Below are 25095 nucleotides of genomic sequence, written 5' to 3'. Positions count from 1 at the left end.
TTGGGGGGAAATATGGCAGAACAGCAACCATTGGTACTGTTGGTCGATGATGAAGAAGACTTATGTACACTCATGCAAATGTCTTTATCACGCATGGGGATTCGTACACACATTGCACACCGACTCAGTGAAGCTCGCCAATGCTTAACAGAACACCAATACGATGCCTGTTTAACTGACCTCAACCTTCCTGATGGTAATGGCTTACAACTATTACAATGGATGAATGAGCACTGCCCAAGCCTGCCTGTAGCCGTTTTAACGGCGTATGGCAACATGGAAATTGCCATTGCAGCGCTCAAAGCAGGTGCTTTCGATTTTGTCAGCAAACCCATTAATCCAAAGCACTTAGAGCAACTACTACAAAAAGCACTCAATAAACCAATTCCTTCTACAACACCACAAGAAGACACACTAGAATACAAAATGTTGATTGGACAATCCTTGCCAATTCAACAGCTTCGTATCACTTTGAAAAAAATTGCTCGCTCACAAGCACCTGTTTTTATTACTGGTGAATCAGGTACGGGTAAAGAAGTTGTCGCAAATTTGGTGCACCGCCTAAGTAATCGAAATGAAGGCCCCTTTATTGCCATTAACTGCGGTGCGATTCCGAGCGACTTAATGGAAAGTGAGCTTTTTGGCCATAAAAAAGGCAGCTTCACAGGTGCAACCCAAGATAAGCAAGGTCTGATTCAATCAGCACATGGCGGTAGTTTATTCCTCGATGAAATTGCGGAATTACCCCTAAGCATGCAAGTAAAATTGCTCCGCGCTGTGCAAGAAAAGCGGATTCGTCCCGTCGGTGCAGACCATGAAATTGATGTCGATTTCCGCATTATCAGTGCAAGTCATCAAGATCTAGATGGACTGGTGCAACAGGGTCGCTTCCGTCAGGATTTATTCTTCCGTATTCATGTGATGGACTTAGAATTGCCACCGCTTCGTGAACGTGGCAATGACATCTTGTTATTGGCGCAGCATTTTATTCAAAAAATTTGCTCAGAATGGGATATTAAAGCCAAGGCCCTCACAGAGCGCGCGCAAGATTTTCTACTCAATCAATATTATCCAGGCAACGTGCGAGAGCTACGCAATATTATTGAACGTGCCATCACGCTCAGCGACACAGACAGCATAGATTTACCTCATTTGCAAAGTGCCCCACTGCGCCGTAGTGCACCTGTGCTGGATCACACAGATGCCTCTCAGGCTGTTGCTATGGCCTCTGTTACCAGTATGCCATTAAAGAAACTGCCTGAAGAAGGACTAGAGCCTTATCTAGAAAATATCGAAAAAGAAATTCTACTAAATGCGCTCAATCTGACGCACTGGAATCGAACCTTAGCTGCTAAAAAGCTGGGGATGTCATTTCGCTCTTTGCGCTATCGTTTAAAGAAATTTGGGCTCGATACCGACGAAGAATAAGTATTATTTTTTATTGAGCAGTTGCTCTGTCACATGCTCAAGATATTGCTGCTCACTCATCTCATGCTGTGGGTAGCTAAAATCAGGTTGCACCCCAATGCCTTCAATCATTCGACCATTGGGCGTGTAATACTGCGATACGGTCATTTGTAAAGCAGCACCGTTGGATAATGGAAAAAGCTTCTGCACTACACCTTTACCGTAGCTTTTTTCACCCACGACCCATGCTCGCCCATGCTCTTTTAACGCTGCCGTAAAGACTTCCGTTGCCGAGGCAGATCGACCATTAATTAAAATGCCCACTTTCATATTTTGAAATTCAAAGCTCGGTAAAGCTTGAAACTGCTGATCCCCTTCGGAGCGACTTCGCGTCGAAACAATCACGCCTTGGTTGAGAAATAAATCTGCCGTTTCTACCGCTGCCGACAATAAGCCCCCTGGGTTATTTCTTAAGTCAAATAAGATTGCTTTGACCTTCGACCCACTATGGCTTTCAATAATGCGTTTGATCTCATTGGCCGTGTCTTGCTGGAATACTTTTACCGTTAAGACCAAAACCTGATTATTGAGTAAACGGGATTCAATATCGGTTTCAATTTTGGTATTACGCACAATATAAATTGGCTTACTGTGTGTGGTCAGTTGTAGGCTCAATGTTGAACCAATCGCCCCATCTAATAACTGTTTAACTTGTACATGACTTAGCTTTTTCAGCTCTTGATCATCCATTTTGTACACAGCCATACCATTACTTAAACCCTGTTTTGCAGAGTCAGCATCTTTTTTGAGATTATGAATGACCCAGTGCTGCGCGATCGTGTCATAGTGCAAGTCAAAATCGACTGCTGCCAAATCGCCTTCGGTATATTGTAAAAGCTGTTTATAGTCTTCAGGAGAAAGATAACGTGAATAGCGGTCTAGACCACTGACCAAGCCTTGTATCGCTTGCTGAAACAGATCATCGTCTGATTTTTCTTTGAGATAATTGTCTTTAACAATGCCATAAATTTGAACAAATTGTTGTATGGATTCCACCGGAACTTCCATATTACTTTGTTCATAATCGCCATCAAAATCAAGGGCTGCTGACTTTTTGCCAACAGCCCATGTGGTATGACTAAAGCACATTAGAAGTGAGCCAAAAATTACCCCAGAAATCCAACGTGCTTGCGCCATACATCTACCCTTTCATCAATATTTATGCATCTAAATGAATTAGATTGCGACCTTGCATTTCAGCAGGAACTGGAAGCTTCATCAAGTGAAGTAATGTAGGCGCAACATCGGCCAAAACACCACCTTCCACAATCGTTGCTGACGTTGGGCCTGCATAGATGAATGGTACTAATTCAGTTGTATGCTGTGTATGTACCTGACCGCTTTGATAATCCTGCATTTGTTCAACATTACCGTGATCGGCTGTCACAATCATGTGACCTTGATTCGCCATGACTGCGTCGTACACACGACCTAAGCAAGTATCTACAGCTTCAACAGCTTTTACTGCAGCATCAAATACACCCGTATGACCAACCATGTCACCATTGGCATAGTTCACCACCAACAAGTCATATTCGCCTGAATTGATTGCAGCCACCAACTCATCTGTAACTTCGTATGCACTCATTTCTGGTTTTAAGTCATACGTAGCAACGCTTGGAGATGGAATCAAAATACGTTTTTCACCTGGATATTCATCTTCACGACCGCCACTAAAGAAGAAAGTCACATGGGCATATTTTTCAGTTTCCGCAATACGTAGCTGGGTTTTACCCAAGTTCGACAAGTATTCGCCCAATGAATTCACCAACGCTTCTGGCATGTATGCAACAGGTGCATCAATCGTCGCTTGGTAACGTGTCAACATCACATACTTAGACAATGCAGGTACAACTTTACGCTCAAAGCCTGCAAAGTCTTTTTCTACAAAGGCTTTGGTAATTTCACGTGCACGGTCAGCACGGAAGTTCATGAAGACAACGCTATCACCATCTTGAACTGGAGCTGCATCACCAATACGCGTTGCTTTCACAAATTCGTCTTTTTCATCAGCTGCATAAGCTAACTCTAGGCCTGCAACCGCAGTAGGGGCTGTACGTACAGCTTCACCTTCTGTCAACAAACGGTAAGCTTGTTCAACGCGATCCCAACGGTTGTCACGGTCCATTGCAAAATAACGACCGATTAAAGTCGCAATACGACCTTGACCTGGATATTGAGCAAACAATGCATCTAATTTTTCTAAAGATGGCTGTGCGCTGATTGGCGGTGTATCACGGCCATCTAAGAAAGCATGTAAATACACTTTCGCACCACGTTTTAACGCAAGCTCAGCCATCGCCACAATATGGTCTTCATGCGAGTGTACACCACCTTCAGACAACAAGCCCATCAGATGGACTGCACCATTGGCTGCTTTGGCTTTTTCTACAGCATCCACCAGTACTTCATTTTCAAAGAAGGCGCCAGTACGAATGTCTTTGGTAATACGGGTAAAGTCTTGGTACAGCACACGGCCAGCACCCAAGTTCATGTGACCCACTTCAGAGTTACCCATTTGGCCGTCTGGTAAGCCAACGTCTTCACCAGAGCCAGAGATTAAACCATGCGGATGCTTTGCTTCCATCGCGGTTAAATTTGGACGTTGAGCTGCTAAAAAAGCATTGTCCTCAATCGCTTCACGATGACCCACACCATCCATAATGACTAAAACGTGAGGGATTTTGCGAGCACTTGCATCCGTCATAATTGAACACTCTTTTTCGTCTATAAATTAACCATGCTATCTTACCGAATTTTCGGTCAAGACTCTATGTTCAAGGCATGGTTAATGCTGTTCATGAACATAGATTTACCCGATTTTTCCTGATCTAACGTGCACGGTGGAGCAAATAACCACCACCCATAAAGATCAATACAATAGGAACAAATACGAACCATGCTGGAGATGGTGAATACACCAAGCTGGCATAACCTAAGAAATCCTGTAAATAGAAGAACCCTAGGCCTGTAAATAAGGCAATTACCAAACGAAAGCCCATTGACTGCTGACGTAAGGGACCAAAAATAAATGAGCAGGCAATCACTACCAAAGCAATTAATGCAAATGGAGAACCGACTTTTTGCCAAAATGCGAGCTGATAAGTTTTTGGAACTTGACTATATTCATGCATATAGCTCATAAAACTAATCAATTGGCTCGGTGAAAGATCTTCTGGATCAAGGGTCACCATGTGCACATATTTCGGCTGTAAAGCCAAAGACAAAGGGTGTTCAGCGTTTTTTGCTAAAGTGGCATCGCCATCTTTTAACACATCCATTTGTTGCACAGTGTTGAGTTTCCATGTGCCATTTGACACAAACTGGCCTTGCTCGGCTTCAATCGTGCCACGCAAGCGATATGCATTATCAAAATCAATGACTTGAATATTTTTAAGCTCACCTTTTGAGTTAGCATAATCCACATAAATAAAGCGTTGGCCTTCACGAGTCCAATAACCATTGACCTCGCCTAATTCTGCAACAGAGCGGTGGCTTTTCACCCCTTTGGCTTGCTCATTGGTATAAGGAATAATCCATTCACTTAATGCAAATGACAGCACCACCAAAATTAAAGCAGAACGAATCACCCATCCCACAATTCGCCAAAGACTCACCCCAACTGAGCGCATGACAATCAGTTCACTATTGGATGCCAGCGTACCTAAACCCAGTACTGCACCAATCAGAGCAGAAATCGGGAGGATTTCATTCAAATAATACGGCGCACCCCACAACACATAAATAAAGGCATCCCAAGCCCCATAATTCGGTTGCAGTGATCCTAATTCGCCTAAATAAGTAAATAAAACCTGCAAACTCGACAAAACGGCGGTTGCACCTAACATGGCAAGTGCAGTCGTTTTAGTCACATGTTTGGCAACAATACGGCGTGCTAACATTTTACGACCTCACTCGCTGAATCTGTTTCTTAATTTTAGGTGCCAATTTTTGTTTACGCGAAAAGAGTGCGGCTGCCACGGCGTACACCAACAGCACCAATGGATAAGCGAAGATGCCCATCTCCCCTTTCGATATTCGCGTTTTAATCGCCATAAGTGCAACAATTAAGCTGGCAAAAATTAGTAAAGCGGGGAAAAGTTTTAAGTAGCGTCCTTGGCGTGGGCTCACTTCAGATAAAGCGGTTGCTAACATCAATGCCACCACAATTGAAAATGGCACGAATATACGCCAACCTAACTCACTCGCAACTACAGCATCATCACGGCTATGCCACAGTTGTGACATCGGCAATGCTTCAACTTCAGTACTTTCAAATTGCGCTTCTTTGTTATTTTCTAAGCGTAAACGATAAGTTTGAAACTCCACTTGCGAATAACGTGGTCGCCCAGGGTAAATTTCATAACGACGCCCTTCGACCAAATCCACGACATTGGCGCCATCATTATCTTCAACATCCACACGAGTTGCTTCTTTGGCCAAAATAATCACGTCAGGTTTATCTGGTTTAGCTGAGCGCTGATAAAAGAAAATGTCTTTTAAATTTTTGCGGTCTTCAGATAAGTCACCTGCATAAATAGTATATGGCCCCGAAGGAATAAACTCTTTAGGACGGACCAAGTCAAAACCTGCACGTACTGCTTGTGTGGTGGTCAATGCTTCGAACTGACGTAATCCCCAAGGTGAGGCCCACATCATTAAAAACATTTGTGCTACCAGAAAAACCGCTGTCATTGGCACTAAAATTCGCGCCAATTGGTTGCGACTGACACCGCTACTATTCATGACGGCCATTTCATGGTCGACATACATACGCCCAAAAACCAGCATGAGCGCAATAAAAAAGCCCAGTGGAAGAATTAAGGTGAGAAATTCAGGTAAGCGATAACCAATAATGCTAAATAAAATTCCCGCATCCAAACGGCCTTGCGCTGCGACGCCAAAATACTTGATTAGCCGGCCGCCCATCATGATTAAGGTCAGTAAAGCAATCACTACCAAGGACGTCGACACAACTTGCTTGACCAAATAACGCCGAATAATCAAATTAATTCTTCCAGAAAATTGGGTAATAAAGACTAGCGCTATTTTACCCGAATGTTGAAAATATAAAACCTATACCCATGTTGCACATTGAAACTCTATTCATGAAAATGTTTCAATGGTTTAATGGTTTGCAAATTTTAAAAGGCATGAATTCCGCATATGAAACTCACTATTAATACGTCATTCCAAGAGAATGCGTCTAGCCAATTTTTGTTGATATTAGTAGATTCTGAGCAGCTTCAAAATGCTTCAACTTTATACAAAATCAATGACTTAGATAATATTATAGAAGCAGCACAATTTAAAGCAAGCTTCAATGAAAGTTTAGCGCTCAATGGTGTTGTCGCTGAAAGTCGCATGTGTAGCTTAGTGGGGCTTGCAAAATCGACTGAACTCAATCCTGCGAAACTCGCGAAATTAGCTCAAACGATTATCAAAACTTCACAAAAAAAATTCAAACAGATCAGTGTTGATATTTCAGCCTTACCACAAGAGCTACACTATTTATTTGCATTAAGCCTAACGCAAGCAGGCTATGCATTTGATGAATACAAATCGAAAAAAAATGAGTTTGCATTGGAGCAAGTGAATCTCATCACAGCATCAAGCCCACTGACAGACACACAGTTACAATTGGTACATGCCATCCAATCAGGTCAAAGCCTTGCACGTAACCTTGGCAACCGCCCTGGTAACATCTGCTTCCCAGAATATTTAGCCGATCAAGCCTTGGCGCTTGCTGCTGAATTTCCAGAGCTACTCAAAGTTACGGTACTTGATGAGCAACAAATTGCTGACCTTGGCATGGGTGCATTCCTTGCGGTAAGCAAAGGTTCAGATCGTCCAGGTCGTATTATCACACTTGAATATCAAGCACAGCGTAGTGAAGCACCTGTCGTTTTAGTGGGTAAAGGTATTACCTTTGATACAGGCGGCATTTCACTTAAACCAGGCGCTGGCATGGATGAAATGAAATACGATATGTGTGGCGCAGCCTCTGTACTGGGTACACTTCGTGCGCTCTGTGAAGCGAAACTGCCATTACATGTTGTCGGTGCGATTGCAGCTGCGGAAAATATGCCATCTGGCCACGCTACACGCCCAGGTGACATTGTGACTACAATGAGTGGCCAAACGGTTGAAATTTTAAATACCGATGCCGAAGGCCGTTTAGTGCTGTGCGATACACTGACCTATGTCAAACGCTTTAACCCTGCCCTTGTGATTGATATTGCAACATTAACGGGTGCATGTGTGGTTGCACTTGGCTCAGTACTTACAGGTATGTTCAGTTCAGATGATCAATTGGCTGCCGACTTAGTGGCTGCAGGTCAAACCGCATTTGACCGTGTATGGCGCATGCCAGTCATTGAAGACTACCAAGAACAACTCGACTCACCTTTTGCTGATATTGCCAACATTGGTGGCCCTAAAGCAGGTGCAGTGACTGCAGCATGTTTCTTGCAACGTTTTACACGTGACTACCGCTGGGCGCATTTAGACATCGCAGGCAGTGCATGGAACTCAGGTGCAAATAAAGGTGCGACAGGTCGCCCTGTGCCGTTATTGGTTCAATTCCTCGCAAATCGCGTTGTAACGAATGGCTAAAATTAGCTTTTATTTGTTTGAAAAGAGTCCCGAACGGCAGGTCGAAAGTGCCTGCCGTTTAAGTCGTAAAATCCTTCGTCAATCTGCACGTATTTGGTTTTACTGCAGTGACCAAGGCTTAAGACAACAGTTGGATGAACGCTTGTGGACTTTTGACGAAGCCAGCTTCATCCCGCATGGCATAGACCAACCCCATGCACCCGTGTGCATTTCAGAGCATTTGCCAGAGCAAGATGACTGGATTGTATTTAATTTTAACAATCAAGCGCTTGAACAATGTTCACATTTTAGTCACATTATTGAAATTATAGAAAATAATGACGACGCCAAAATAATTGGCCGTGAAAAGTTTAAACAATACCGTCGTTTAGGCATAGCACCACAAACCTATAAGCTTTAACACGACTTTTAATTACTCATACAAGGAGATGCTGCAGTGGCATTAAATGTTGGTCCCGATTTTAAACAGCGCTGGTTAAACGTGCCTGATGCTGTACGTCAGACCTTTATTGATGACCTCAGCCGCATCTGTGATGTGCTGAAGCCAGAAAGTCAAATTCAGGAATGGCTGATCACCGACCAAAAGCAACAGCAAATGTCCTTTGAGATTATTGAAGAAGCTTATGCCAAGCGCAAAGCGGAATTAATTGAAGAAGCACGTTTGCGTAAACAGCTCGCACTTGAAAGAAAACTGGATAAAAAACGTGCTGAACAATTGGCTTATGTTGAACGACTGAAACAAGATGAAATTCGCCAATATGCTGAGCAGAGCCAAACCCTCGCGCTGATTCGTCAAAATATTGACCGTGAAATTCAGACTTATACGGCACGCTATCATAAAAACCCTGAAGGTATTGCCTTCAATTTTGCCCAAAACTTATCTATACCTGACCATGCCATGTTGTCAGAATTAGAAAGTGTTCGTGTTCGTTTAGAGCTTGAGGCAGACAGCCTGATTGAAAAGTCAGTCAATGCATTTCGTGCAGAACTCAAAGCTGCAGCCCAAGAAGAAATTGAATATATTTTAAAAAATTCAAATTTTTCAGATAAAAAAATTGAATCTTAAAATCAACTTAAAAAATTCTTTGGGATAGATTATTTGTCATCAAACTGACACATGATTGCAACAAGATGTTCATAGGCCAGCCTTAAGCCTGGCCACATCCTTTCATCAGGAGTCTAAAATGGACATCTTAAGCGACATTACTCAAAAAATTTCGGCATTGCCGACTGGGGAAACTTGGGAAATTTCGGCACGCTCACTATGGCTGAGCCACTCCGACTTTCACTCCATTCGTATTTTTTTAACACGTGAAGCTGAAAAAGGGTTATTTTCAATTCAAAATATTGACCACATGACGTCTGATGCCACTGCATCACTGCAAGTCATCAAACATTAATACAGTAAAAAGCCTGCAACATTGCAGGCTTTCAATTTTTTGATCCGTCACCAATCCGTTAGGGAATCAGCTCCGCCACCGCCGAGACTGTATGACCTAAGCCATAACCAATTCCCAATAGCAACCCAATCCAAATCAGACCACCTACCACATTATAAAAGCTAAACATGGCAAAATTCATGTGCGCCGAACCTGCTGCAAAAGGTGCAAATGAACGTACAAACGGAACAAAACGTGCGACTAAAATGGTTTTGCCACCATGCTTCATAAAATAACGATTGGTTTTTGCTAAATATTCTGGCTTAAAGTAACGATTATGCTGATTGAAGTATTTGAGTCCCAATACACTTCCCGTGTAGTAATTCACGCTATATCCCAATACCGATGCAATAAACAAAAGTAGGATCATATAATGTAAATGTATTAGTTCTGTTGTTGAGCACAGCGCACCAATCGCCAGCAACAAACTGTCTCCTGGCAAGAAAAACATAAATACTGAACCAGTTTCTGCAAAAATCACCAAAAATAAAATGGCATAAATCCACAAACCGTATTGCTCTAACAGCATGGGCAACCATTGTTCTAAATTCAGTAAAAAATCAATCATCAACCCAATCCAATTTCTGCAATCACGTTCATCACGAGCGCATTATGACCTAAAATAAAAAAAACAGTCCAATTTTTCAATCAAACTGTTCGTTTTTACCGCTTTATTTTTTTATCTTAGGAAACCATTTTCAGCCAAAAAATCGAGACTAATTTTAGATTCTGCCTTGGCTTCTGCTGCTTTATCTCCCAGCAATAAGCGCTCAATATAACGTGCCAACACATCAACTTCTAAATTCACACGCGTGCCTGCTTTCCATGTACCAATATTGGTACGCTCAGCAGTATGTGGAATTAAATTTAAACTCAATACATTGCCATTGAGATGATTGATGGTCAGGCTAATACCATCGACTGTAATTGAACCTTTTTCTGCTAAATATTTTGCCACTTCAGCAGGTGCAGTCACTTCAAAATACAATGAGCGTGCATCTGAGCGTACTAAGGTAATTTCACCAACGACATCAACATGACCAGAGACAATATGCCCGCCAAAACGTGTGGTCGGAAGCATTGCTTTTTCAACATTCACAGGCTGGCCTACTTGCCATGCACCCAAAGTTGTTCGATTCAAACTTTCACGTGAAACGTCGGCTGCATACCAATTTGAGCCCCAATCAATGACGGTTAAGCAGATCCCATTGGTTGCGATTGAATCGCCTAAATGCACATCCGACATATCCAAATCAGTTTGAATGCGTAAACGTACATCGCCCCCAACATTTTGGATACTTTCGACCTGACCTAAACTTTCAATAATGCCTGTAAACATACGCTTCTCTAAATTGTATTTGTTTTACCACAATGCCAATTGTGTGCTGACATCGGTTGTATCTACCCCACCAAGCTCTGCAAAATGATGCAACTGCCCAAGTAATTGGCGTATTGGTGGGCCTGACTTTGCATGCGTATCTGTAATCACAATAAATTCCAGTACACGTGCACGCTCAGACTGACGCTGTTTACTCACACGATAACGTGGTACATCTTGTGTTAATAAGGTCACACGGCCACGTTTTAAATTGGCTTGCAACAAGTCTGTCGCACTAATATTTCCATCCGTTGAATAGCTAGTCAAAATATAACGTGCATTAATTGTTTCGACTAATTTTTCATAAGCTTCTTGAGCATGCTTGGACGAGTTATAGGGACTCGGACGCTCTTTACGCCATGCACGGTCAATACCACTTTTAAAGCCTTTGGTATCTGGTGTAGGTAAATCTACCTGATCCCACAAAGTCAGCGCATTAAGTACATGATAGTTAGAACTATACGCATGTTGGTTATAAGGTGGATCTAAATAAGCCACATCCACTTCAAAGCCACTCATTTGATTTGCCAAATGTTGTGCATCAACACACCACATCTCAGCGGCAGGCTTTTTCGGATCACCCAATTCACAAAAACGACTTGGCGTTAACCACAGTAAAGACTCAATACGCTCTAATGCAGTCTGTGTTTTACCGCCCCAACCATGGTGGAAGCTTTTAAACACCCCTGAAGTATTTGATACAAAACTTGCCGAATATAATAAAGGCGCCAACAGTGCCGACATTTCAACGTCATTAATTGCACCTTGAGTTTGCCAAGTGGCAATTTGCTGGCGAATAGCATCAATACGCATACCATTACGGCGTTTAAAGAACAAACGGTCACGGCTAGGATCGTAAATCTCATCATTACGCGGGCACAAATTATGCGTCACCCAACCCTTCACTTCAGGTAGGCGATTAAGATAATCAATGGCTTTTTGATAGCCACCCAATTCTTTAAATGTAGGTGCTTCAACGCAAGATAATACTGCGCTATTTAATGCATGACTATATGGTTCCCAGTCATTGGCAATCACACGATAACCATTTTGTCGTGCTAAGCGTGAAACCACACCTGAGCCTGCAAAAAAATCGGCAAAAATAGGTGCTCGACCATCTTCACGATTCAATGTGCCTGTTTGCTCAAGGGCTTCTAAAATCAAATGCAGTAAACGACGTTTGTTCCCTAAGTACGGCACCAATTGATGAAAAAGATATTCATCTGTGGTACGTGCTGCATGGCGACGTTTATGATAAACCGTAGACGTAGACTCTGTACTCATACTGACTCTGGAATAAGGCTCAAGCGAACATCTTGACCGAATTGGGCAACATGTTTGAGCTTAAAGCGAAGTTGTTCTGCCATCACACTAAATTCAGCATTAAACATGGCACGTGCTGACGACCCTAAAAAGGTCGGCGCAACATAACTAATAATTTCATCTACCAGTTTTTCTTGTAAAAAGGCAGTCGATAATGTTGCACCTGCTTCTACCAACACGTCATAAATTTGATACTGCTGCGCAAGAAGCGAGATTAAATCCGTTAAAGGTTGAACCTCGATTTGTTCTACACCTAAATCTGCAAGTTCCTGACGATATGGCCCCATGACCATTAAAGTTTCAGGCTGTTCACATAGTTTAGCCGTTAAAGCTAAGCGACCTTGACGGTCTAAGACTAAACGCTTGGGTTGTACAACTGTGTTGAGATCTATATCTGCTGATAATTGGCGTACATTTAACTGGCAATCATCCGCCAATACCGTTTCAATTCCTGTAATGACCACACCCGAAATTGCCCGCCAATGTTGTACATCTAAGCGTGCTTCTGGGCCTGTAATCCACTTTGACTCACCCGAAGCCATCGCGGTACGACCATCCAAACTCGATGCAACTTTCAAACGTACATAAGGCTGACCTGTCGCCATGGCTTTCAAAAAGCCCAAGTTAAGCTGGTGGGCTTCTGCTTCACATACCCCAACTTCAACCTCAATACCCGCATCTTTTAAAATTTGAACGCCTTTACCCGCAACCAATGGATTCGGGTCTGGACAAGCCACAACTACTTTTGCAACACCTGCTTCAACCAAACCTTTGGCACATGGAGGCGTACGTCCAAAATGCGCGCAAGGTTCTAAAGTCACATAAGCCGTCGCACCTTGGGCTAAAGCGCCAGCTTCACGCATGGCAAACACTTCTGCATGCGGTTGCCCCGCTTTAGGATGAAAACCTGCACCCACCTGCTGGCCGTCTTTTACCAATACACAACCAACATTGGGATTTGGGCGTGTCGAGTATTGCCCAAGCTGTGCCAATGCAATCGCACGTTGCATCCATATTTGGTCTGGGCTCAGCTCTGACATGTTGTGCGTATTCCTATATCTTTCACTTACTGATCGCGGTGTTGCATCTGTTCGATTTGACGACGAAATGCTTCCACATCTTGGAAATCTTGATAAACCGATGCAAATCGTACATAAGCCACATGATCTAAGGCAAATAAAGACTGCATGACAATTTCACCAATGGTTCGTGATTTCACATCTCGCTCGCCTAAACGACGAATTTGCAGTTGAATGTCACTCAATACGGTTTCAATTTGTTCTTGAGTCACGGGACGTTTTTGTAAAGCATGTAGCAATGAGCGTCTTAATTTGGCCTCATCAAAAGGCTCATTTTTACCATCTGACTTAATAACACGTGGCATAACCACTTCATAACTTTCAAAAGTCGTAAAACGCTCGCCACAACAAATACATTCACGGCGTCGGCGAATTTGACAGCCTTCAGCAGCCAAGCGCGAATCAATCACTTTACTGTCTGCAGCGTTGCAAAATGGACAATGCATAGCGGGTTAATTGAACAATTTTGAATGGCCTCAGAGTGTAGCAAAAATTCTGAGCTTTGTAGAGCATTACGCAACATATAGAAAAAAAACAGCCCTTTCGGGCTGTTTTACACAATATATTGATATTAGATCATCAGTATAATGTCGAATTATTATTCTACACGTTCGCCATGTTGGCTTAAGTCTAGACCCATGCGTTCGTCATCAGCTTCAACGCGGATACCAATCACAAGATCAATCACTTTAAGAATAATGAATGTTAATACTGCAGAGTAAGCGACGGTTGCAAGTACACCTTCTACTTGTACCCATAATTGATGCATCACGTCTGTTGGTGCTTTATCGCCCATGATGAAAGAGCTGGCAAAGAATGCTGTCAAAATCGCACCCACAATACCGCCTACACCGTGCAAACCAAATGCATCAAGTGAATCGTCGGCTTTTAATACGCGTTTTAATGCGGTAATACCCCAGAAGCATACTACACCACCAATCAAGCCCATTGCTAAGGCACCGCCTACAGTGACAAAACCTGCAGCTGGTGTAATCACCACTAGACCTGCAACCGCACCAGACGCACCACCAAGTACCGATGATTTACCACGAACCACTTTTTCAGTGATGAGCCATGCAATAGCTGCTGCAGCTGCTGCCACTTGTGTCACCACGAGTGCATAACCAGCTGAACCATTTGCACCTAATGCAGAACCACCGTTAAAACCAAACCAACCCACCCAAACTAAGCTTGCACCAATCACAGTTAAAGTTAAGTTGTGTGGTGCCATAGATTCACGACCTAGCCCCATACGTTTACCGAGCATGTATGCAGCCACTAAGCCTGCAACACCCGAGTTAATATGAACGACCGTACCACCAGCAAAGTCAAGCGCACCATCGTTACCTAACCAGCCACCACCCCACACCCAGTGTGTAATTGGGGCATAAACGATTACACTCCAAAGCGTAATGAACGCAACGAATGCACCAAACTTCATACGTTCTGCAATCGAACCGCTAATAATTGCAACGGTAATGATGGCAAACGTCATTTGGAAAATAACAAATAGAATTTCAGGGATTGTGCCTGTGAGTGCATCAGTGGTAATGCCTGAAAGCATCATTTTATCTAAACCACCAATGAAGGCATTTCCTGAGCTAAATGCGAGCGAATAACCAATAACAACCCATGTTAAGCTTACGATGCCAGCTGCTACAAAGCTATGTGCCATAGTGCTGAGTACGTTCTTTTTACGAACCATACCACCGTAGAATAATGCTAAACCTGGAATAGTCATTAATAAAACAAGTGCAGTAGACACTAAAATCCAAGCCGTATCACCTGTGTCCAGTTTTACTTCTTCTTTTGCTGGTGCTGGTGGAACTTCCACCGGTGCAACGGTTTCAGCGACTGGTGCCGCTGAAGTAGCCTCAGTTTCTACAACTGAAATTTCTTCTGTAGGTGTCGGCGCTGTTGCAGCTTCTTCAGCCCACGCAACAGAACCGCCTAAGAGTGCGCCAGATAGACTGAGCGCAAGCAACATCTTTTTCATTCGTATCCCCCAACCTAGTTTTTGTGAGTTATTAGGTACTCAGCAAACTTCGTGCCAATTAATTAGACAGCGTCAGCACCTGTTTCGCCGGTACGAATACGGATAACTTGTTCTAAGTTAGTCACGAAAATTTTACCGTCGCCAATTTTACCTGTGCTTGCAACACGGGTAATTGATTCAATCACTGAATCAACCATTTCATCACTAATCGCAATTTCAATTTTTACTTTAGGTAAAAAATCAACTACATACTCAGCACCACGGTACAATTCAGTATGACCTTTTTGACGGCCAAAACCTTTGACTTCAGTTACCGTGATCCCTTGAACACCAATTTCAGACAATGCTTCACGCACGTCATCTAATTTGAATGGTTTTACAATAGCAGTTACAAGTTTCATGTTTGTTTTCCTTCGGCTTATTTCACCTGTAAGGTTTTATGTTCAATTTTCATGCCAAAGTTACTAAGGTCGGGGGAAAATAGAAACTTTGAACACGAAGCTTATGTATAACCTATTTTATACGTTTAATTGCGTCTTGAACGCGAAAATTAGACGTTTTTACCATAAGAATTACGATTTTAAGTATCGATTCATACGATATAATCGGCCGAAGGCTATAGCCGAACCAGTGTGAATGCTACACTCGCTATTTTATGATTGGATTAGACATAAAATGATTGAAACCTTATTACAAGCTATTCTTGAGCAAATTGAACAACCCAAAAAAGATATTGAACACAATATACGAGCACTATTAAATGAAACTGTCAGCAAAATGGATTTGGTCTCACAAGCAGAGATTGAACGCCAACGTACAGCTTTAAATCATGCAAATTCACGCTTAGATGCCCTCTTGGCACACGTTGAGCAACTCGAAAAAGAATTACAGAACAAAAAATAAGCACCAAATAGGTGCAGCAACAGACGCATAATGATTAAAAAAAACGCACTATAATGGAACAACAATATGTCTTTTGCCAAAATCTATACCCGAGGGCTCTTGGGCTTACATGCACCTTTAATTGAAGTAGAAGTGCATTTGAGTCAAGGCTTGCCCTCTTTAACTATTGTGGGACTACCAGAAGCCGCTGTTCGTGAGAGTAAAGACCGCGTCCGTTCTGCCATTATCAATAGTGGTTTTCAGTTTCCAAACAAGCGACTAACGATTAATTTAGCCCCAGCAGATCTCCCCAAAGATGGCTCTCGTTTAGACCTTCCGATTGCTTTAGGGATTTTGATTGCCTCTGGTCAATTGCCTGAACAGGCTGCAGAAGGGCTAGAATTTGTTGGAGAGTTGGCGCTTGATGGCCATTTACGCCCAATTACAGGCATCTTAAGTATCGCTATTGCCTGCCAACAACTGGGACATCCACTCATTGTGCCCCAACAAAATGCCACTGAGGCTGCGCAGCTCCCTAATTTTGAAGTCTTTGCTGCAGGGCATTTAAATGAAGTATGTGCACATCTGGCCCAAAAAGCACCTATTACTGCCTACACCGCACCGAGTACATCCATAATAGGTCAATACAATTTTGACTTGGCCGATGTTAAAGGCCAACTTCGTCCACGACGTGCCCTCGAAATTGCCGCTGCAGGTGGACATTCATTATTGTTTAAAGGTCCACCAGGCACTGGAAAAACCTTATTGGCTTCACGTTTGGCAAGTATATTACCGCCACTGAATATGCAGGAAAACATTGAAGTCGCCAGTATTTATTCTATCGCCAATAGTCAGCATCACTTTGGACAACGCCCCTTTCGAGCCCCACACCATACGGCATCTGCAATTGCCTTAGTGGGAGGTGGTTCAAACCCAAAACCTGGGGAAATTACCTTGGCACATTTAGGAGTGCTTTTTTTAGATGAACTCCCTGAGTTTGACCGCAAAGTCTTGGAAGTTTTAAGGCAACCGCTGGAATCTAAAGAGATTGTCATTTCACGGGCATCACGCCAAATTACCTTTCCAGCCAACTTTCAGTTGGTGGCTGCCATGAACCCTTGCCCATGTGGTTATGCATTTAACCAAGATGCGCGTTGCCAGTGCTCACCCGATGCAATTAAACGCTATCAAAATCGAATTTCTGGGCCTTTACTCGACCGCATTGATCTGCATATTGATGTACCACCACTACATGCACATGAGTTAAATAATCAACAAGCTGTAGAAAACTCGACCACAGTTCGCGCACGTGTATTACAAGCCTACGAATATCAAATACAACGGCAAAACACGGTGAACATGGCACTTAGCCCTAAGCAATTAGAACAATTTGCCCAGCTGGATACGGCAGCGCAAAGCATCATGGCTATGGCCCAACAACGACTCAATTTATCGGCACGGGCGTATCATCGTGTTCTACGCGTTGCACGTACCATTGCAGACCTCGCACAGGCCGAGCAGATTCAAACGGCGCATTTAACAGAAGCCTTGTCCTATCGCAGTCCATCCTAATCAATCTTTGCTTAGCAAAAATACAATGCTAAAAAAGCCCTGAATACACAATGTATTCAGGGCTTTTGTTATAACTTATTAAAAGCTAGTTTACGCTGAGCTTTATTAGAAAGTCTTCGTTAGCGTAAATACTGCACCAGTTTCTACGCCACGCTCTTGAGCATGTGTGAAACCTTTAGTATCAATGTTTGTGCCCACTGCTGCCAATTCAGCCGTAGCACCTGGAATAGACTTAAAGCCATAGTTCACACCGACTTTCCAATCGATGTAATTATCATCGCCATTGAATGAATATTTTTTCTCATCATTTACAACCGTATAGCCAACACCTGCCACAGCGCCAAAGCCCGTATCACCAATGGGTGCCGAATAACCTGCAGTGAAATTCCAGCTACTGGTGTCGAATGCAGCATAATCATTGGTATAGTTAATGTTGGTGAGTAAGCTATCGCCCGACGTAAATACATCAGCAAAAGTTAATTTTCCATATAACTCCGCCCAATTTAAATCGCTTGCGCTTGGGTAGTTATAATAAACCACACCTACATCCAATACTGGCTTGCTACTAAAGCTTTCTAAAGTTGTTGCATAACCAATAGAAGGATCTAATTCTAAGCTTGGCGTACCTGAACCAAAGTTCACGCTTGAACCCCAAAGGCCAACATAAACACCTGACTCATGCGCTAAAGTAAAGCCTGCTTGTAATGCTGGATCTGTTTCTGTTTGTGTAATACCGCGGAAACGATAATCTGTTGTGATCGCTGCATTACCGCTAAAAGATAGACCAAATGGCATTGCAGCTTTATCTTCTGCCAATACAGCGCCAGATGTTGTTGCCAATACAGATACAGCCAATAGTTTTTTTAACATTTTAAATCCCCACCCGATTTTATTTTGAATACTCAACAGGGATTAGCAAGTGCTGTGCCAACTTTGAGTTCACAAGCATAAAATTACCACTCAATCATTTAATATTAAATACTATTTAATTGTTTTTTATCATTATTTTTATAAAAATTTAAATATTAAAATCTAAAATAGTATTTTTGTGCTGCATACATTTTGGCAAGTTCGCCAGAAAGCAGGCACCACTTCAACATGTAACGATTTATATATTAAAGCGCCTTTAAAGCACACTTTTTAATCAGCAACCTAAAAAAATGCATAAAAAAAGTGCATAAATTTGTATTTATGCACTTTATGCTCAAAAGCAGTTTGTTTTGCTCAAGTGAGGCTCATAAATTAAAAGTTATAGTTCAAGCCGACCAATGTTGGATTATCAAATTTTTCACCCATACGGTCTTTACCACCCCATACTTGTTCAACAAAAACTTCGGCACCAGTACTGCCTAAAGCTTTGCTTAAACCTAAGCGAGCTTCATTAAAACGAAAGCTTTTACGTGTTTCTACAAAATCATCATCGCCATGATCATTATAAATATATGCCGCCACTAATGCTTTTGCGGTGACCTCATAAGGTAGTGCATATTGATAAGCTGCGCTGAGATATACATCTCCAGCATTGCCATAATCTACATCGGATAACAACACACCTAGCCCAAAACTCAGATCTTGGTAGTTGAGCGTATTGTTAAGCTCAATTCCTGTCGTACGGCGCTTTGATGAACGGTCGTCGTTATAAACAGTGCCCCCACCTTCATAAATATAGGCAGTCACTTGACTGCTATAGCTCCATTGATCATTCAATTGACGGCCGTAACCAATATAGACATCATGTTCAAAGCCACTATTTTGAGTTTCATCTGTGGGATCATAGCCCAACATTGAACCCCAATATCCTGCAAACACACCACTTTGATGATCATATTGCACACCACCTTGGAGAGTCACATCATCATTTTCTTCACCACCACGGTAAATATATTTATTTACGATAGACACACTGCCTGAAATTGCATGAGTCTCGGCATCCGTTATTTCTGAAGCCCATGTTGGGAGTGCATACAATGAAAGCGCGACACAGAGCGCACGGCGAAGTGAAATGAATGGCATAATAGAATCCCCCAAAAGTTTAAAAAGTGTTCTGGCATTTTGTCGTTCAAATTTTCGTGCAAATTCTAGTCTCACTTTACCATTGAGTAAAGTTTACCAATCAAAAACAACGTTGATATTTATAAGGAACTCTATTTTTTAATCATCATGCCGACATACATGCATATTTTTTATTATTTTTTTAATGTTATTTATATATCTTTATTAAACTTTCTTCATGCTTTAAATCATTGGGCTAATTTTGATTAAAAGTTAAATTTTAATTTTGAAAAAATAAAAATTATCTAAAAACTCAATACCGCATCAGTCACCTCCCAACTTAGTCATCCTAGCAATGACAAGCACCAAAGCTTCATCAAGATTAGATCCAACTATCTTTATGTTTTTACTAACTATTAAAAATATATTTCAGTTTTCTCTAATAGCTTAGAAATATCACAAATACTACTTATCTGAAAAATGCATGACTTTAGTTGTATAAATTCAATAAAAGTAATGTATTTTTAGAGAATACTTATACAATCGACATACCTTTTCACAACATCTTTTCGCATGAGGCTCTCTCCCAATGCTTAAATCAAAACAATTGACACTGGCGTTACTTGTAAACGCTGCTCTAATTTCTTCTGTATATGCAAGCGAACAAAGCGAATCGAAAGGCTTTGTAGAAGATGCTAACGGTACTGTATTGTTCCGTACTGGTTTTATTGATCGCGATAAAAAAGGCGAACCAGACAACCGTTCAACAGCTCAATCTGCAATTGTAAAATTAGAATCTGGCTTTACTCAAGGTGTAGTTGGTTTTGGTGTCAATGTTACAGGTGATGCATCATTCAAATTGGGTGATAACAAACATGCAGGTAACGGCATGATTCCACGTGAAACAGGCCTAGATAGCAAAGGCGTTCTCAAGAAAGGTGCTGGTGATACTTACGACCACTGGGCTCGTGGTGGTGCGAGTGTGAAAGCACGTGTTTCAAACACAACTGTTGAATATGGTACTCAAGTTTTAGACCTTCCTGTTCTTGCAAGTAATACTGCACGTATGGTGCCTGAATACTTTGAAGGTACTTTAATTAAAAGCCGTGAAATTCAAAACCTTGAATTGGTTGCAGGTAAATTTACCAAAAACCAATACTCAGACCAAATCAATACAGATGGCCGTCATTTAGATAATGCGATCGTTTGGGGTGCGAAGTACAAGTTTGATGATCAATTGAATGCATCTTACTATGGCTTAGACAGCGAAGATAAATTAGAGCGCCATTACATCAATGCTAACTATACATTACCGTTGGCTGAACAACGCTCTTTGACTTTAGACTTTAATGGCTACCATACAAAGTGGGACAAACAAGCTGGAACTTACTCATCTACGATTGGTAATAAAGACGTTGATGGCCGTAGCAACAGCATTTGGTCTTTGTCTGGTACCTTGAACCAAGGTGCACACTCTGTGATGTTGGCTTACCAACAAAACACAGGCAACACAGGTTATGACTACGGCGAAAATGCCGATGGCGCGCAATCAATTTACGTGGCGAACTCATACCTTTCAGACTTTATTGGTAACCACGAAAAATCAGCACAAGTGCAATACAATTTGAACTTTGCTGACTATGGCATTCCTGGCTTGAACTGGACATCTGCTTATGTTTATGGCTGGGATATCAAAACCCCAACAGATAACAGCGCAACTGAAAGCGAATTCTTTAACCAAGTGAAATACACAGTTCAATCTGGTTTTGCTAAAGATGCCAGCCTTCGCCTACGTAACTCGATTTACCGTGCAGACCAAGCGTATAACAACGTTTACATGCCTGACACCAATGAATGGCGTATCTTCTTAGACATCCCTGTAAAACTTTTCTAAGTTTTCAGTCTGTTTAAGACAGCCATAAAAAAACCTGCACTTGATGCAGGTTTTTTTATGGCTCAGTCACAACTAAAATGACTGGGCCTCATTCCCAAAAAGCAATTATTTATTTGCTTCTTGGTATGCAGCAATTGAGCTCAATACTTCTTGTTTTGCAACATCAGCACCTTCCCAACCACTTAACTTAACCCATTTGCCTGGTTCTAAGTCTTTGTAGTGTTGGAAGAAGTGTTCAATTTGGCTGATCAACAACGGAGGAAGATCTGTATATTCTTGAATATCTTTGTAGATTGGCGTCAATTTGTCGTGTGGAACTGCAACAAGTTTCGCATCTACACCACCGTCGTCTTCCATGTTCAATTTGCCCACTGGACGGCAACGAATTACTGAACCTGGCTCAACTGGGTGTGGTGTCACAACCAATACGTCAAGCGGGTCACCATCAAGTGACAATGTATTTGGTACATAACCGTAGTTCGCTGGGTAGAACATTGCTGTACCCATGAAACGGTCTACAAACAAAGCGTCAGAATCTTTGTCGATTTCGTATTTGATTGGCGCTGCATTTGCAGGAATTTCAATAATTACATAGATGTCGTTAGGTGCATCTTTACCCGCAGGGATATTGCTGTAGCTCATAGCATCACTCTTTAAACTAGTTAAATCTTTTAAACCGGCATAATTATAACGGTTTTTGTTTCATTTTTTCTGATTTTGCATCTTCGTCTTAAAATTTCATCTAAAAAAACTTAAGACGTCAATTTTATAATCAACAACAACATGGTCACTGGGCACAACATCGACAATAACCAAATGATGGTACGTAAAGCTGCCCAATTTTTTAAATAGCATATTCCGTATATTACACGACAGACCAAGTAGGCAATACCAAAGGTCATAATCAGTCGCTGTGGCATCACCATATATTCAGCCATGAGTACGGCTGCAATAAATAAAGGTAAACTTTCAAAGCTATTTTGCTGTACAGCATTGGCACGACTGGCTAAACCTTCTGCTTTTGCCAATGCTTCACGTGGGTTTTGGTGATCTTTGGCTGTAAACCCTGCCGCTTTTTTTGCAATCATTGTAAAAACATAAGGGAGTAGACAAGCCCCCAAAATGAGATAAATGATCCCACTTATGCTTTGCATTTGTTTTTTCTCATAATGAAAAGTATTTAAAAGCATCATAGCATGGCATTTCGTGAATAAATTTTGTTAAATAGAGTGTTTTATTAAATTGTGTATATAGGTTCTGCCATGGTCAGTCCAGAACAACAGCAAATTTATGATGCACTAGCGCAGCAACGCGGTCATCAGAAGCAAGTTGATCGTGTTTTAAAAGTCGTTCTTCCCATTGCGGCCTTTTTACTGTGTGTAATTTGCGCCAATCTCAATGTATGGTCTACCCTACTGACCTTTGTCATGATGTGGATTTCCTTTTATGCCACCGCCATTAAACGCTGGCCACTTTGGCATTGGGCACTGGCAATTTTAGTGTTTTGCCTAATTGATAATATTTTAAGTTATGGCACCTTTAACAGCTCAGGCTTTAGCCGCCAATTTGGCACCATGTTTATTTTCTTAGGTGTCTTTGGTGTAGGTCGACGCTATTTTGATCGCTGGCTAATGAAAAAAAGTATTTAAAACATGTAGCAATAAAAAAAGCGCCCTTAGGCGCTTTTTTTTAGATCGGAAAGATTAGGCAGTTTTACGCAAATCTTTACGTAGAATTTTACCTACGTTCGATTTTGGTAATTCATCCATAAATTCAACATAACGAGGGCGTTTATAGCCAGTTAAGTTTTCTTTCGCAAATGCAAGAATCTCTTCTGTCGTTAAAGATGGATCTTTTTTCACAACAAAGAGTTTTGGCACTTCACCTGATTTTTCATCAGCCACACCAATTGCCGCCACTTCTAGCACTTTTGGATGTTTGGCAATCACTTCTTCAATTTCGGCTGGATACACGTTAAAACCAGATACCAAAATCATGTCTTTTTTACGGTCAACAATCTTCACATAACCACGTGGATCCATCACACCGATGTCACCCGTACGGAAGTAACCATTAAACATTACTTTGGCAGTTTCGTCTGGGCGGTTCCAGTAGCCTTTCATCACTTGTGGGCCACGAATCGAGATTTCGCCTTGTTCACCCAAAGCAACTTCATTGCCTTCATCATCTAAAATAGCAACTTCAGTTAATGGCAATGGAATACCAATCGTACCGCTGAATTCCATTGATGCAGGCGGGTTAGCTGTTGCAACAGGTGAAGTTTCTGAAAGACCATAACCTTCAATAATGTTTGTACCAGTCACTTTTTTCCATGCTTCAGCTGTAGACGGCAATACCGCCATACCACCACCCATCGCCATCTTCATTTTGCTGTGATCAAGTTGCTTAAACTCTTCATTGTTCACCAATGCGTTAAACAAGGTATTTACAGCAGGGAAGAATGTAGGCTGGTACTTACGTAATTCTTTGATCACCGCTGGAAGATCGCGCGGGTTAGGAATAAGTACGTTGGCTTGACCTTTGTACATACCGTAAAGTGCACACACCATAAATGCAAAGATGTGATACAACGGCAATGCACAGAAGATACGATCATCTGGCTGGCCATCTTGTTGGCCAAATTTGCTTTGGAAAATACCATCACATTGCAACATGTTTGCTACTAGGTTGCGGTGAGTCAGCTCAGCACCTTTAGAAACGCCCGTTGTACCCCCTGTATATTGCAATACAGCTGTATCACTTAAGGTTAAGTTTGGACGTTTATAGTTGCTCGCGCTCACTTTTGCCATTGCCGCATTAAAGCGAATGTGGCCTGGAATATTCCATGCTGGAATTTGCTTACGTACAGAACGTAATACAAAATTCACTAATGTGCCTTTTAATACACCAAGCATGTCACCAACAGAAGCAATAACCACATGCTTCACTGGCGTTTTACCAATAATTGCTTGATATACAGAAGCAAAGTTTTCAACAATCACTAATGCTTCTGCACCAGAGTCATTTAATTGATGCTCTAATTCACGTGCGGTATAAAGTGGGTTTACGTTAACAAGAACGAGGCCCGCGCGGAATACACCTAAAGCCACGACTGGGTATTGCAGTACGTTTGGCATCATAACGGCAACACGTGAGCCTTTTGCCAAACCTAAACTTTGTAAGTATGTCGCAAATTTACGGCTTGCTTCTTCTAACTGGTCGAAAGTGATGGTTTTATCCATGAAGATAAAGGCATCACGTGAACCAAATTTTTGGAAGTTACGTTCAAAAATATCTACCAATGAGCTATTTTCTTGCGGTAACTCTACAGTCTCTGGAATTCCTGTCTTTTGGTATTCTGCGAACCAAATCTTTTCCATAATGCCCAATTCTCCTGTACAAATCCTTAATAATTCAACTGTTTTTCTCAATACTAAGCATTCTTTATTTAACTTGTT

At 41.9% G+C, this 25095-nt stretch carries 25 protein-coding genes; 9 read left to right on the top strand and 16 right to left on the bottom strand.

Features of this window, described 5'->3' with window-relative positions; translation table 11 throughout:
• Window positions 1–12: 12 nt before the first annotated feature.
• Window positions 13–1428: a sigma-54-dependent transcriptional regulator gene (locus tag C9E88_RS01325; protein ID WP_106983865.1), complete on the top strand. Its 1416-nt coding sequence runs from the start codon at window positions 13–15 to the stop codon at window positions 1426–1428.
• Between the two features lie 3 nt (window positions 1429–1431).
• Here the strand turns inward: C9E88_RS01325 and C9E88_RS01320 are convergent, their stop codons facing one another.
• The 4 genes from C9E88_RS01320 to lptF all read right to left on the bottom strand — a co-directional run bounded on the left by C9E88_RS01320 (window position 1432) and on the right by lptF (window position 6474).
• Window positions 1432–2604, bottom strand: a complete 1173-nt coding sequence (locus tag C9E88_RS01320) for a S41 family peptidase (protein WP_106983864.1) — start codon at window positions 2602–2604, stop codon at window positions 1432–1434.
• A 22-nt stretch (window positions 2605–2626) separates the two neighbouring features.
• Window positions 2627–4174: a 2,3-bisphosphoglycerate-independent phosphoglycerate mutase gene (gpmI, locus tag C9E88_RS01315; RefSeq protein ID WP_106983863.1), complete on the bottom strand. Its 1548-nt coding sequence runs from the start codon at window positions 4172–4174 to the stop codon at window positions 2627–2629.
• A 124-nt stretch (window positions 4175–4298) separates the two neighbouring features.
• On the bottom strand, window positions 4299–5369 hold the full coding sequence (lptG, locus tag C9E88_RS01310; RefSeq protein WP_106983862.1) for an LPS export ABC transporter permease LptG: 1071 nt from the start codon (window positions 5367–5369) through the stop codon (window positions 4299–4301).
• Window position 5370: 1 nt separating this feature from the next.
• Window positions 5371–6474: an LPS export ABC transporter permease LptF gene (gene lptF / locus C9E88_RS01305; protein ID WP_106983861.1), complete on the bottom strand. Its 1104-nt coding sequence runs from the start codon at window positions 6472–6474 to the stop codon at window positions 5371–5373.
• Between the two features lie 159 nt (window positions 6475–6633).
• Here lptF and C9E88_RS01300 point away from each other — a divergent pair, with 159 nt between their 5' ends.
• From C9E88_RS01300 to C9E88_RS01285, 4 genes are all read left to right on the top strand, one after another.
• Window positions 6634–8082 (top strand): leucyl aminopeptidase, encoded by a 1449-nt coding sequence (locus tag C9E88_RS01300; protein ID WP_106983860.1) that lies wholly within the window; start codon window positions 6634–6636, stop codon window positions 8080–8082.
• Complete coding sequence (locus C9E88_RS01295) at window positions 8075–8482, top strand: DNA polymerase III subunit chi (RefSeq protein WP_106983859.1); 408 nt, start codon at window positions 8075–8077, stop codon at window positions 8480–8482. Before C9E88_RS01300 ends, C9E88_RS01295 begins: the two co-directional genes overlap by 8 nt.
• A gap of 36 nt (window positions 8483–8518) precedes the next feature.
• A complete protein-coding gene (gene blhA / locus C9E88_RS01290; RefSeq protein WP_106983858.1) occupies window positions 8519–9148 on the top strand; it encodes a cell division protein BlhA in 630 nt (209 codons plus the stop codon).
• Between the two features lie 118 nt (window positions 9149–9266).
• Window positions 9267–9482 (top strand): hypothetical protein, encoded by a 216-nt coding sequence (locus C9E88_RS01285; protein WP_106983857.1) that lies wholly within the window; start codon window positions 9267–9269, stop codon window positions 9480–9482.
• Between the two features lie 58 nt (window positions 9483–9540).
• Here C9E88_RS01285 and C9E88_RS01280 read toward each other — a convergent pair whose 3' ends face one another.
• The 7 genes from C9E88_RS01280 to glnK all read right to left on the bottom strand — a co-directional run bounded on the left by C9E88_RS01280 (window position 9541) and on the right by glnK (window position 15698).
• Window positions 9541–10089 carry a VTT domain-containing protein gene (locus C9E88_RS01280; protein WP_106983856.1) on the bottom strand — a complete coding sequence of 183 codons (549 nt, stop codon included), beginning with the start codon at window positions 10087–10089 and terminating at the stop codon, window positions 9541–9543.
• A 111-nt stretch (window positions 10090–10200) separates the two neighbouring features.
• Window positions 10201–10860 carry a riboflavin synthase gene (locus C9E88_RS01275; RefSeq protein WP_106983855.1) on the bottom strand — a complete coding sequence of 220 codons (660 nt, stop codon included), beginning with the start codon at window positions 10858–10860 and terminating at the stop codon, window positions 10201–10203.
• Window positions 10861–10884: 24 nt separating this feature from the next.
• Window positions 10885–12183: a DNA adenine methylase gene (locus tag C9E88_RS01270; protein ID WP_106983854.1), complete on the bottom strand. Its 1299-nt coding sequence runs from the start codon at window positions 12181–12183 to the stop codon at window positions 10885–10887.
• Window positions 12180–13262, bottom strand: a complete 1083-nt coding sequence (gene ribD, locus C9E88_RS01265; RefSeq protein ID WP_106983853.1) for a bifunctional diaminohydroxyphosphoribosylaminopyrimidine deaminase/5-amino-6-(5-phosphoribosylamino)uracil reductase RibD — start codon at window positions 13260–13262, stop codon at window positions 12180–12182. Before ribD ends, C9E88_RS01270 begins: the two co-directional genes overlap by 4 nt.
• A 26-nt stretch (window positions 13263–13288) precedes the next feature.
• The gene (nrdR, locus tag C9E88_RS01260) at window positions 13289–13747 is read right to left on the bottom strand and encodes a transcriptional regulator NrdR (protein WP_106983852.1); all 459 of its coding nucleotides are present in this window, start codon (window positions 13745–13747) and stop codon (window positions 13289–13291) included.
• 152 nt (window positions 13748–13899) lie between these two features.
• A complete protein-coding gene (locus tag C9E88_RS01255; protein ID WP_106983851.1) occupies window positions 13900–15297 on the bottom strand; it encodes an ammonium transporter in 1398 nt (465 codons plus the stop codon).
• A gap of 62 nt (window positions 15298–15359) precedes the next feature.
• Window positions 15360–15698 (bottom strand): P-II family nitrogen regulator, encoded by a 339-nt coding sequence (gene glnK / locus C9E88_RS01250; RefSeq protein ID WP_004650081.1) that lies wholly within the window; start codon window positions 15696–15698, stop codon window positions 15360–15362.
• Between the two features lie 274 nt (window positions 15699–15972).
• Here glnK and C9E88_RS01245 point away from each other — a divergent pair, with 274 nt between their 5' ends.
• Entirely contained in the window at window positions 15973–16200 is a 228-nt protein-coding gene (locus C9E88_RS01245; protein ID WP_106983850.1) for an accessory factor UbiK family protein, read from the top strand.
• Window positions 16201–16266: 66 nt separating this feature from the next.
• Window positions 16267–17751 (top strand): YifB family Mg chelatase-like AAA ATPase, encoded by a 1485-nt coding sequence (locus C9E88_RS01240; RefSeq protein WP_106983849.1) that lies wholly within the window; start codon window positions 16267–16269, stop codon window positions 17749–17751.
• A 105-nt stretch (window positions 17752–17856) separates the two neighbouring features.
• Here C9E88_RS01240 and C9E88_RS01235 read toward each other — a convergent pair whose 3' ends face one another.
• Together C9E88_RS01235 and C9E88_RS01230 are read right to left on the bottom strand one after the other, a co-directional pair.
• A complete protein-coding gene (locus C9E88_RS01235) occupies window positions 17857–18621 on the bottom strand; it encodes a TorF family putative porin (protein ID WP_106983848.1) in 765 nt (254 codons plus the stop codon).
• A 372-nt stretch (window positions 18622–18993) separates the two neighbouring features.
• The gene (locus C9E88_RS01230; RefSeq protein WP_106983847.1) at window positions 18994–19764 is read right to left on the bottom strand and encodes a TorF family putative porin; all 771 of its coding nucleotides are present in this window, start codon (window positions 19762–19764) and stop codon (window positions 18994–18996) included.
• A 568-nt stretch (window positions 19765–20332) separates the two neighbouring features.
• On the opposite strand from C9E88_RS01230, the gene C9E88_RS01225 reads away from it, so the two are divergent.
• Window positions 20333–21637, top strand: coding sequence for an OprD family outer membrane porin (locus tag C9E88_RS01225; protein WP_106983846.1), 1305 nt, complete (start codon window positions 20333–20335; stop codon window positions 21635–21637).
• A 105-nt stretch (window positions 21638–21742) separates the two neighbouring features.
• Here the strand turns inward: C9E88_RS01225 and ppa are convergent, their stop codons facing one another.
• Together ppa and C9E88_RS01215 are read right to left on the bottom strand one after the other, a co-directional pair.
• The gene (ppa, locus tag C9E88_RS01220) at window positions 21743–22279 is read right to left on the bottom strand and encodes an inorganic diphosphatase (protein WP_106983845.1); all 537 of its coding nucleotides are present in this window, start codon (window positions 22277–22279) and stop codon (window positions 21743–21745) included.
• A 110-nt stretch (window positions 22280–22389) separates the two neighbouring features.
• Complete coding sequence (locus C9E88_RS01215) at window positions 22390–22791, bottom strand: MAPEG family protein (RefSeq protein ID WP_106984091.1); 402 nt, start codon at window positions 22789–22791, stop codon at window positions 22390–22392.
• A 108-nt stretch (window positions 22792–22899) separates the two neighbouring features.
• On the opposite strand from C9E88_RS01215, the gene C9E88_RS01210 reads away from it, so the two are divergent.
• Complete coding sequence (locus C9E88_RS01210) at window positions 22900–23286, top strand: hypothetical protein (protein ID WP_106983844.1); 387 nt, start codon at window positions 22900–22902, stop codon at window positions 23284–23286.
• A gap of 54 nt (window positions 23287–23340) precedes the next feature.
• Here the strand turns inward: C9E88_RS01210 and C9E88_RS01205 are convergent, their stop codons facing one another.
• Window positions 23341–25017 carry an AMP-binding protein gene (locus C9E88_RS01205; protein WP_106983843.1) on the bottom strand — a complete coding sequence of 559 codons (1677 nt, stop codon included), beginning with the start codon at window positions 25015–25017 and terminating at the stop codon, window positions 23341–23343.
• Between the last annotated feature and the right edge of the window lie 78 nt (window positions 25018–25095).

It is taken from the genome of Acinetobacter cumulans (assembly GCF_003024525.3).
Lineage (GTDB): Bacteria > Pseudomonadota > Gammaproteobacteria > Pseudomonadales > Moraxellaceae > Acinetobacter > Acinetobacter cumulans.
The sequence above is the reverse complement of the archived record's forward strand: the minus strand, read 5'-3'. Positions and strand labels throughout refer to the sequence as shown.

Coding starts and splice junctions, on each gene's coding strand:
- ppa (WP_106983845.1), bottom strand. CDS start 22,279: ATGAGCTACAGCAATATCCCTGCGGGTAAAGATGCACCTAACGACATC.
- C9E88_RS01225 (WP_106983846.1), top strand. CDS start 20,333: ATGCTTAAATCAAAACAATTGACACTGGCGTTACTTGTAAACGCTGCT.
- lptG (WP_106983862.1), bottom strand. CDS start 5,369: ATGTTAGCACGCCGTATTGTTGCCAAACATGTGACTAAAACGACTGCA.
- C9E88_RS01235 (WP_106983848.1), bottom strand. CDS start 18,621: ATGTTAAAAAAACTATTGGCTGTATCTGTATTGGCAACAACATCTGGC.
- C9E88_RS01300 (WP_106983860.1), top strand. CDS start 6,634: ATGAAACTCACTATTAATACGTCATTCCAAGAGAATGCGTCTAGCCAA.
- C9E88_RS01245 (WP_106983850.1), top strand. CDS start 15,973: ATGATTGAAACCTTATTACAAGCTATTCTTGAGCAAATTGAACAACCC.
- C9E88_RS01230 (WP_106983847.1), bottom strand. CDS start 19,764: ATGCCATTCATTTCACTTCGCCGTGCGCTCTGTGTCGCGCTTTCATTG.
- C9E88_RS01210 (WP_106983844.1), top strand. CDS start 22,900: ATGGTCAGTCCAGAACAACAGCAAATTTATGATGCACTAGCGCAGCAA.
- glnK (WP_004650081.1), bottom strand. CDS start 15,698: ATGAAACTTGTAACTGCTATTGTAAAACCATTCAAATTAGATGACGTG.
- C9E88_RS01205 (WP_106983843.1), bottom strand. CDS start 25,017: ATGGAAAAGATTTGGTTCGCAGAATACCAAAAGACAGGAATTCCAGAG.
- C9E88_RS01215 (WP_106984091.1), bottom strand. CDS start 22,791: ATGCAAAGCATAAGTGGGATCATTTATCTCATTTTGGGGGCTTGTCTA.
- C9E88_RS01280 (WP_106983856.1), bottom strand. CDS start 10,089: ATGATTGATTTTTTACTGAATTTAGAACAATGGTTGCCCATGCTGTTA.
- C9E88_RS01295 (WP_106983859.1), top strand. CDS start 8,075: ATGGCTAAAATTAGCTTTTATTTGTTTGAAAAGAGTCCCGAACGGCAG.
- C9E88_RS01270 (WP_106983854.1), bottom strand. CDS start 12,183: ATGAGTACAGAGTCTACGTCTACGGTTTATCATAAACGTCGCCATGCA.
- C9E88_RS01285 (WP_106983857.1), top strand. CDS start 9,267: ATGGACATCTTAAGCGACATTACTCAAAAAATTTCGGCATTGCCGACT.
- C9E88_RS01240 (WP_106983849.1), top strand. CDS start 16,267: ATGTCTTTTGCCAAAATCTATACCCGAGGGCTCTTGGGCTTACATGCA.
- C9E88_RS01255 (WP_106983851.1), bottom strand. CDS start 15,297: ATGAAAAAGATGTTGCTTGCGCTCAGTCTATCTGGCGCACTCTTAGGC.
- gpmI (WP_106983863.1), bottom strand. CDS start 4,174: ATGACGGATGCAAGTGCTCGCAAAATCCCTCACGTTTTAGTCATTATG.
- nrdR (WP_106983852.1), bottom strand. CDS start 13,747: ATGCATTGTCCATTTTGCAACGCTGCAGACAGTAAAGTGATTGATTCG.
- ribD (WP_106983853.1), bottom strand. CDS start 13,262: ATGTCAGAGCTGAGCCCAGACCAAATATGGATGCAACGTGCGATTGCA.
- C9E88_RS01320 (WP_106983864.1), bottom strand. CDS start 2,604: ATGGCGCAAGCACGTTGGATTTCTGGGGTAATTTTTGGCTCACTTCTA.
- C9E88_RS01325 (WP_106983865.1), top strand. CDS start 13: ATGGCAGAACAGCAACCATTGGTACTGTTGGTCGATGATGAAGAAGAC.
- C9E88_RS01275 (WP_106983855.1), bottom strand. CDS start 10,860: ATGTTTACAGGCATTATTGAAAGTTTAGGTCAGGTCGAAAGTATCCAA.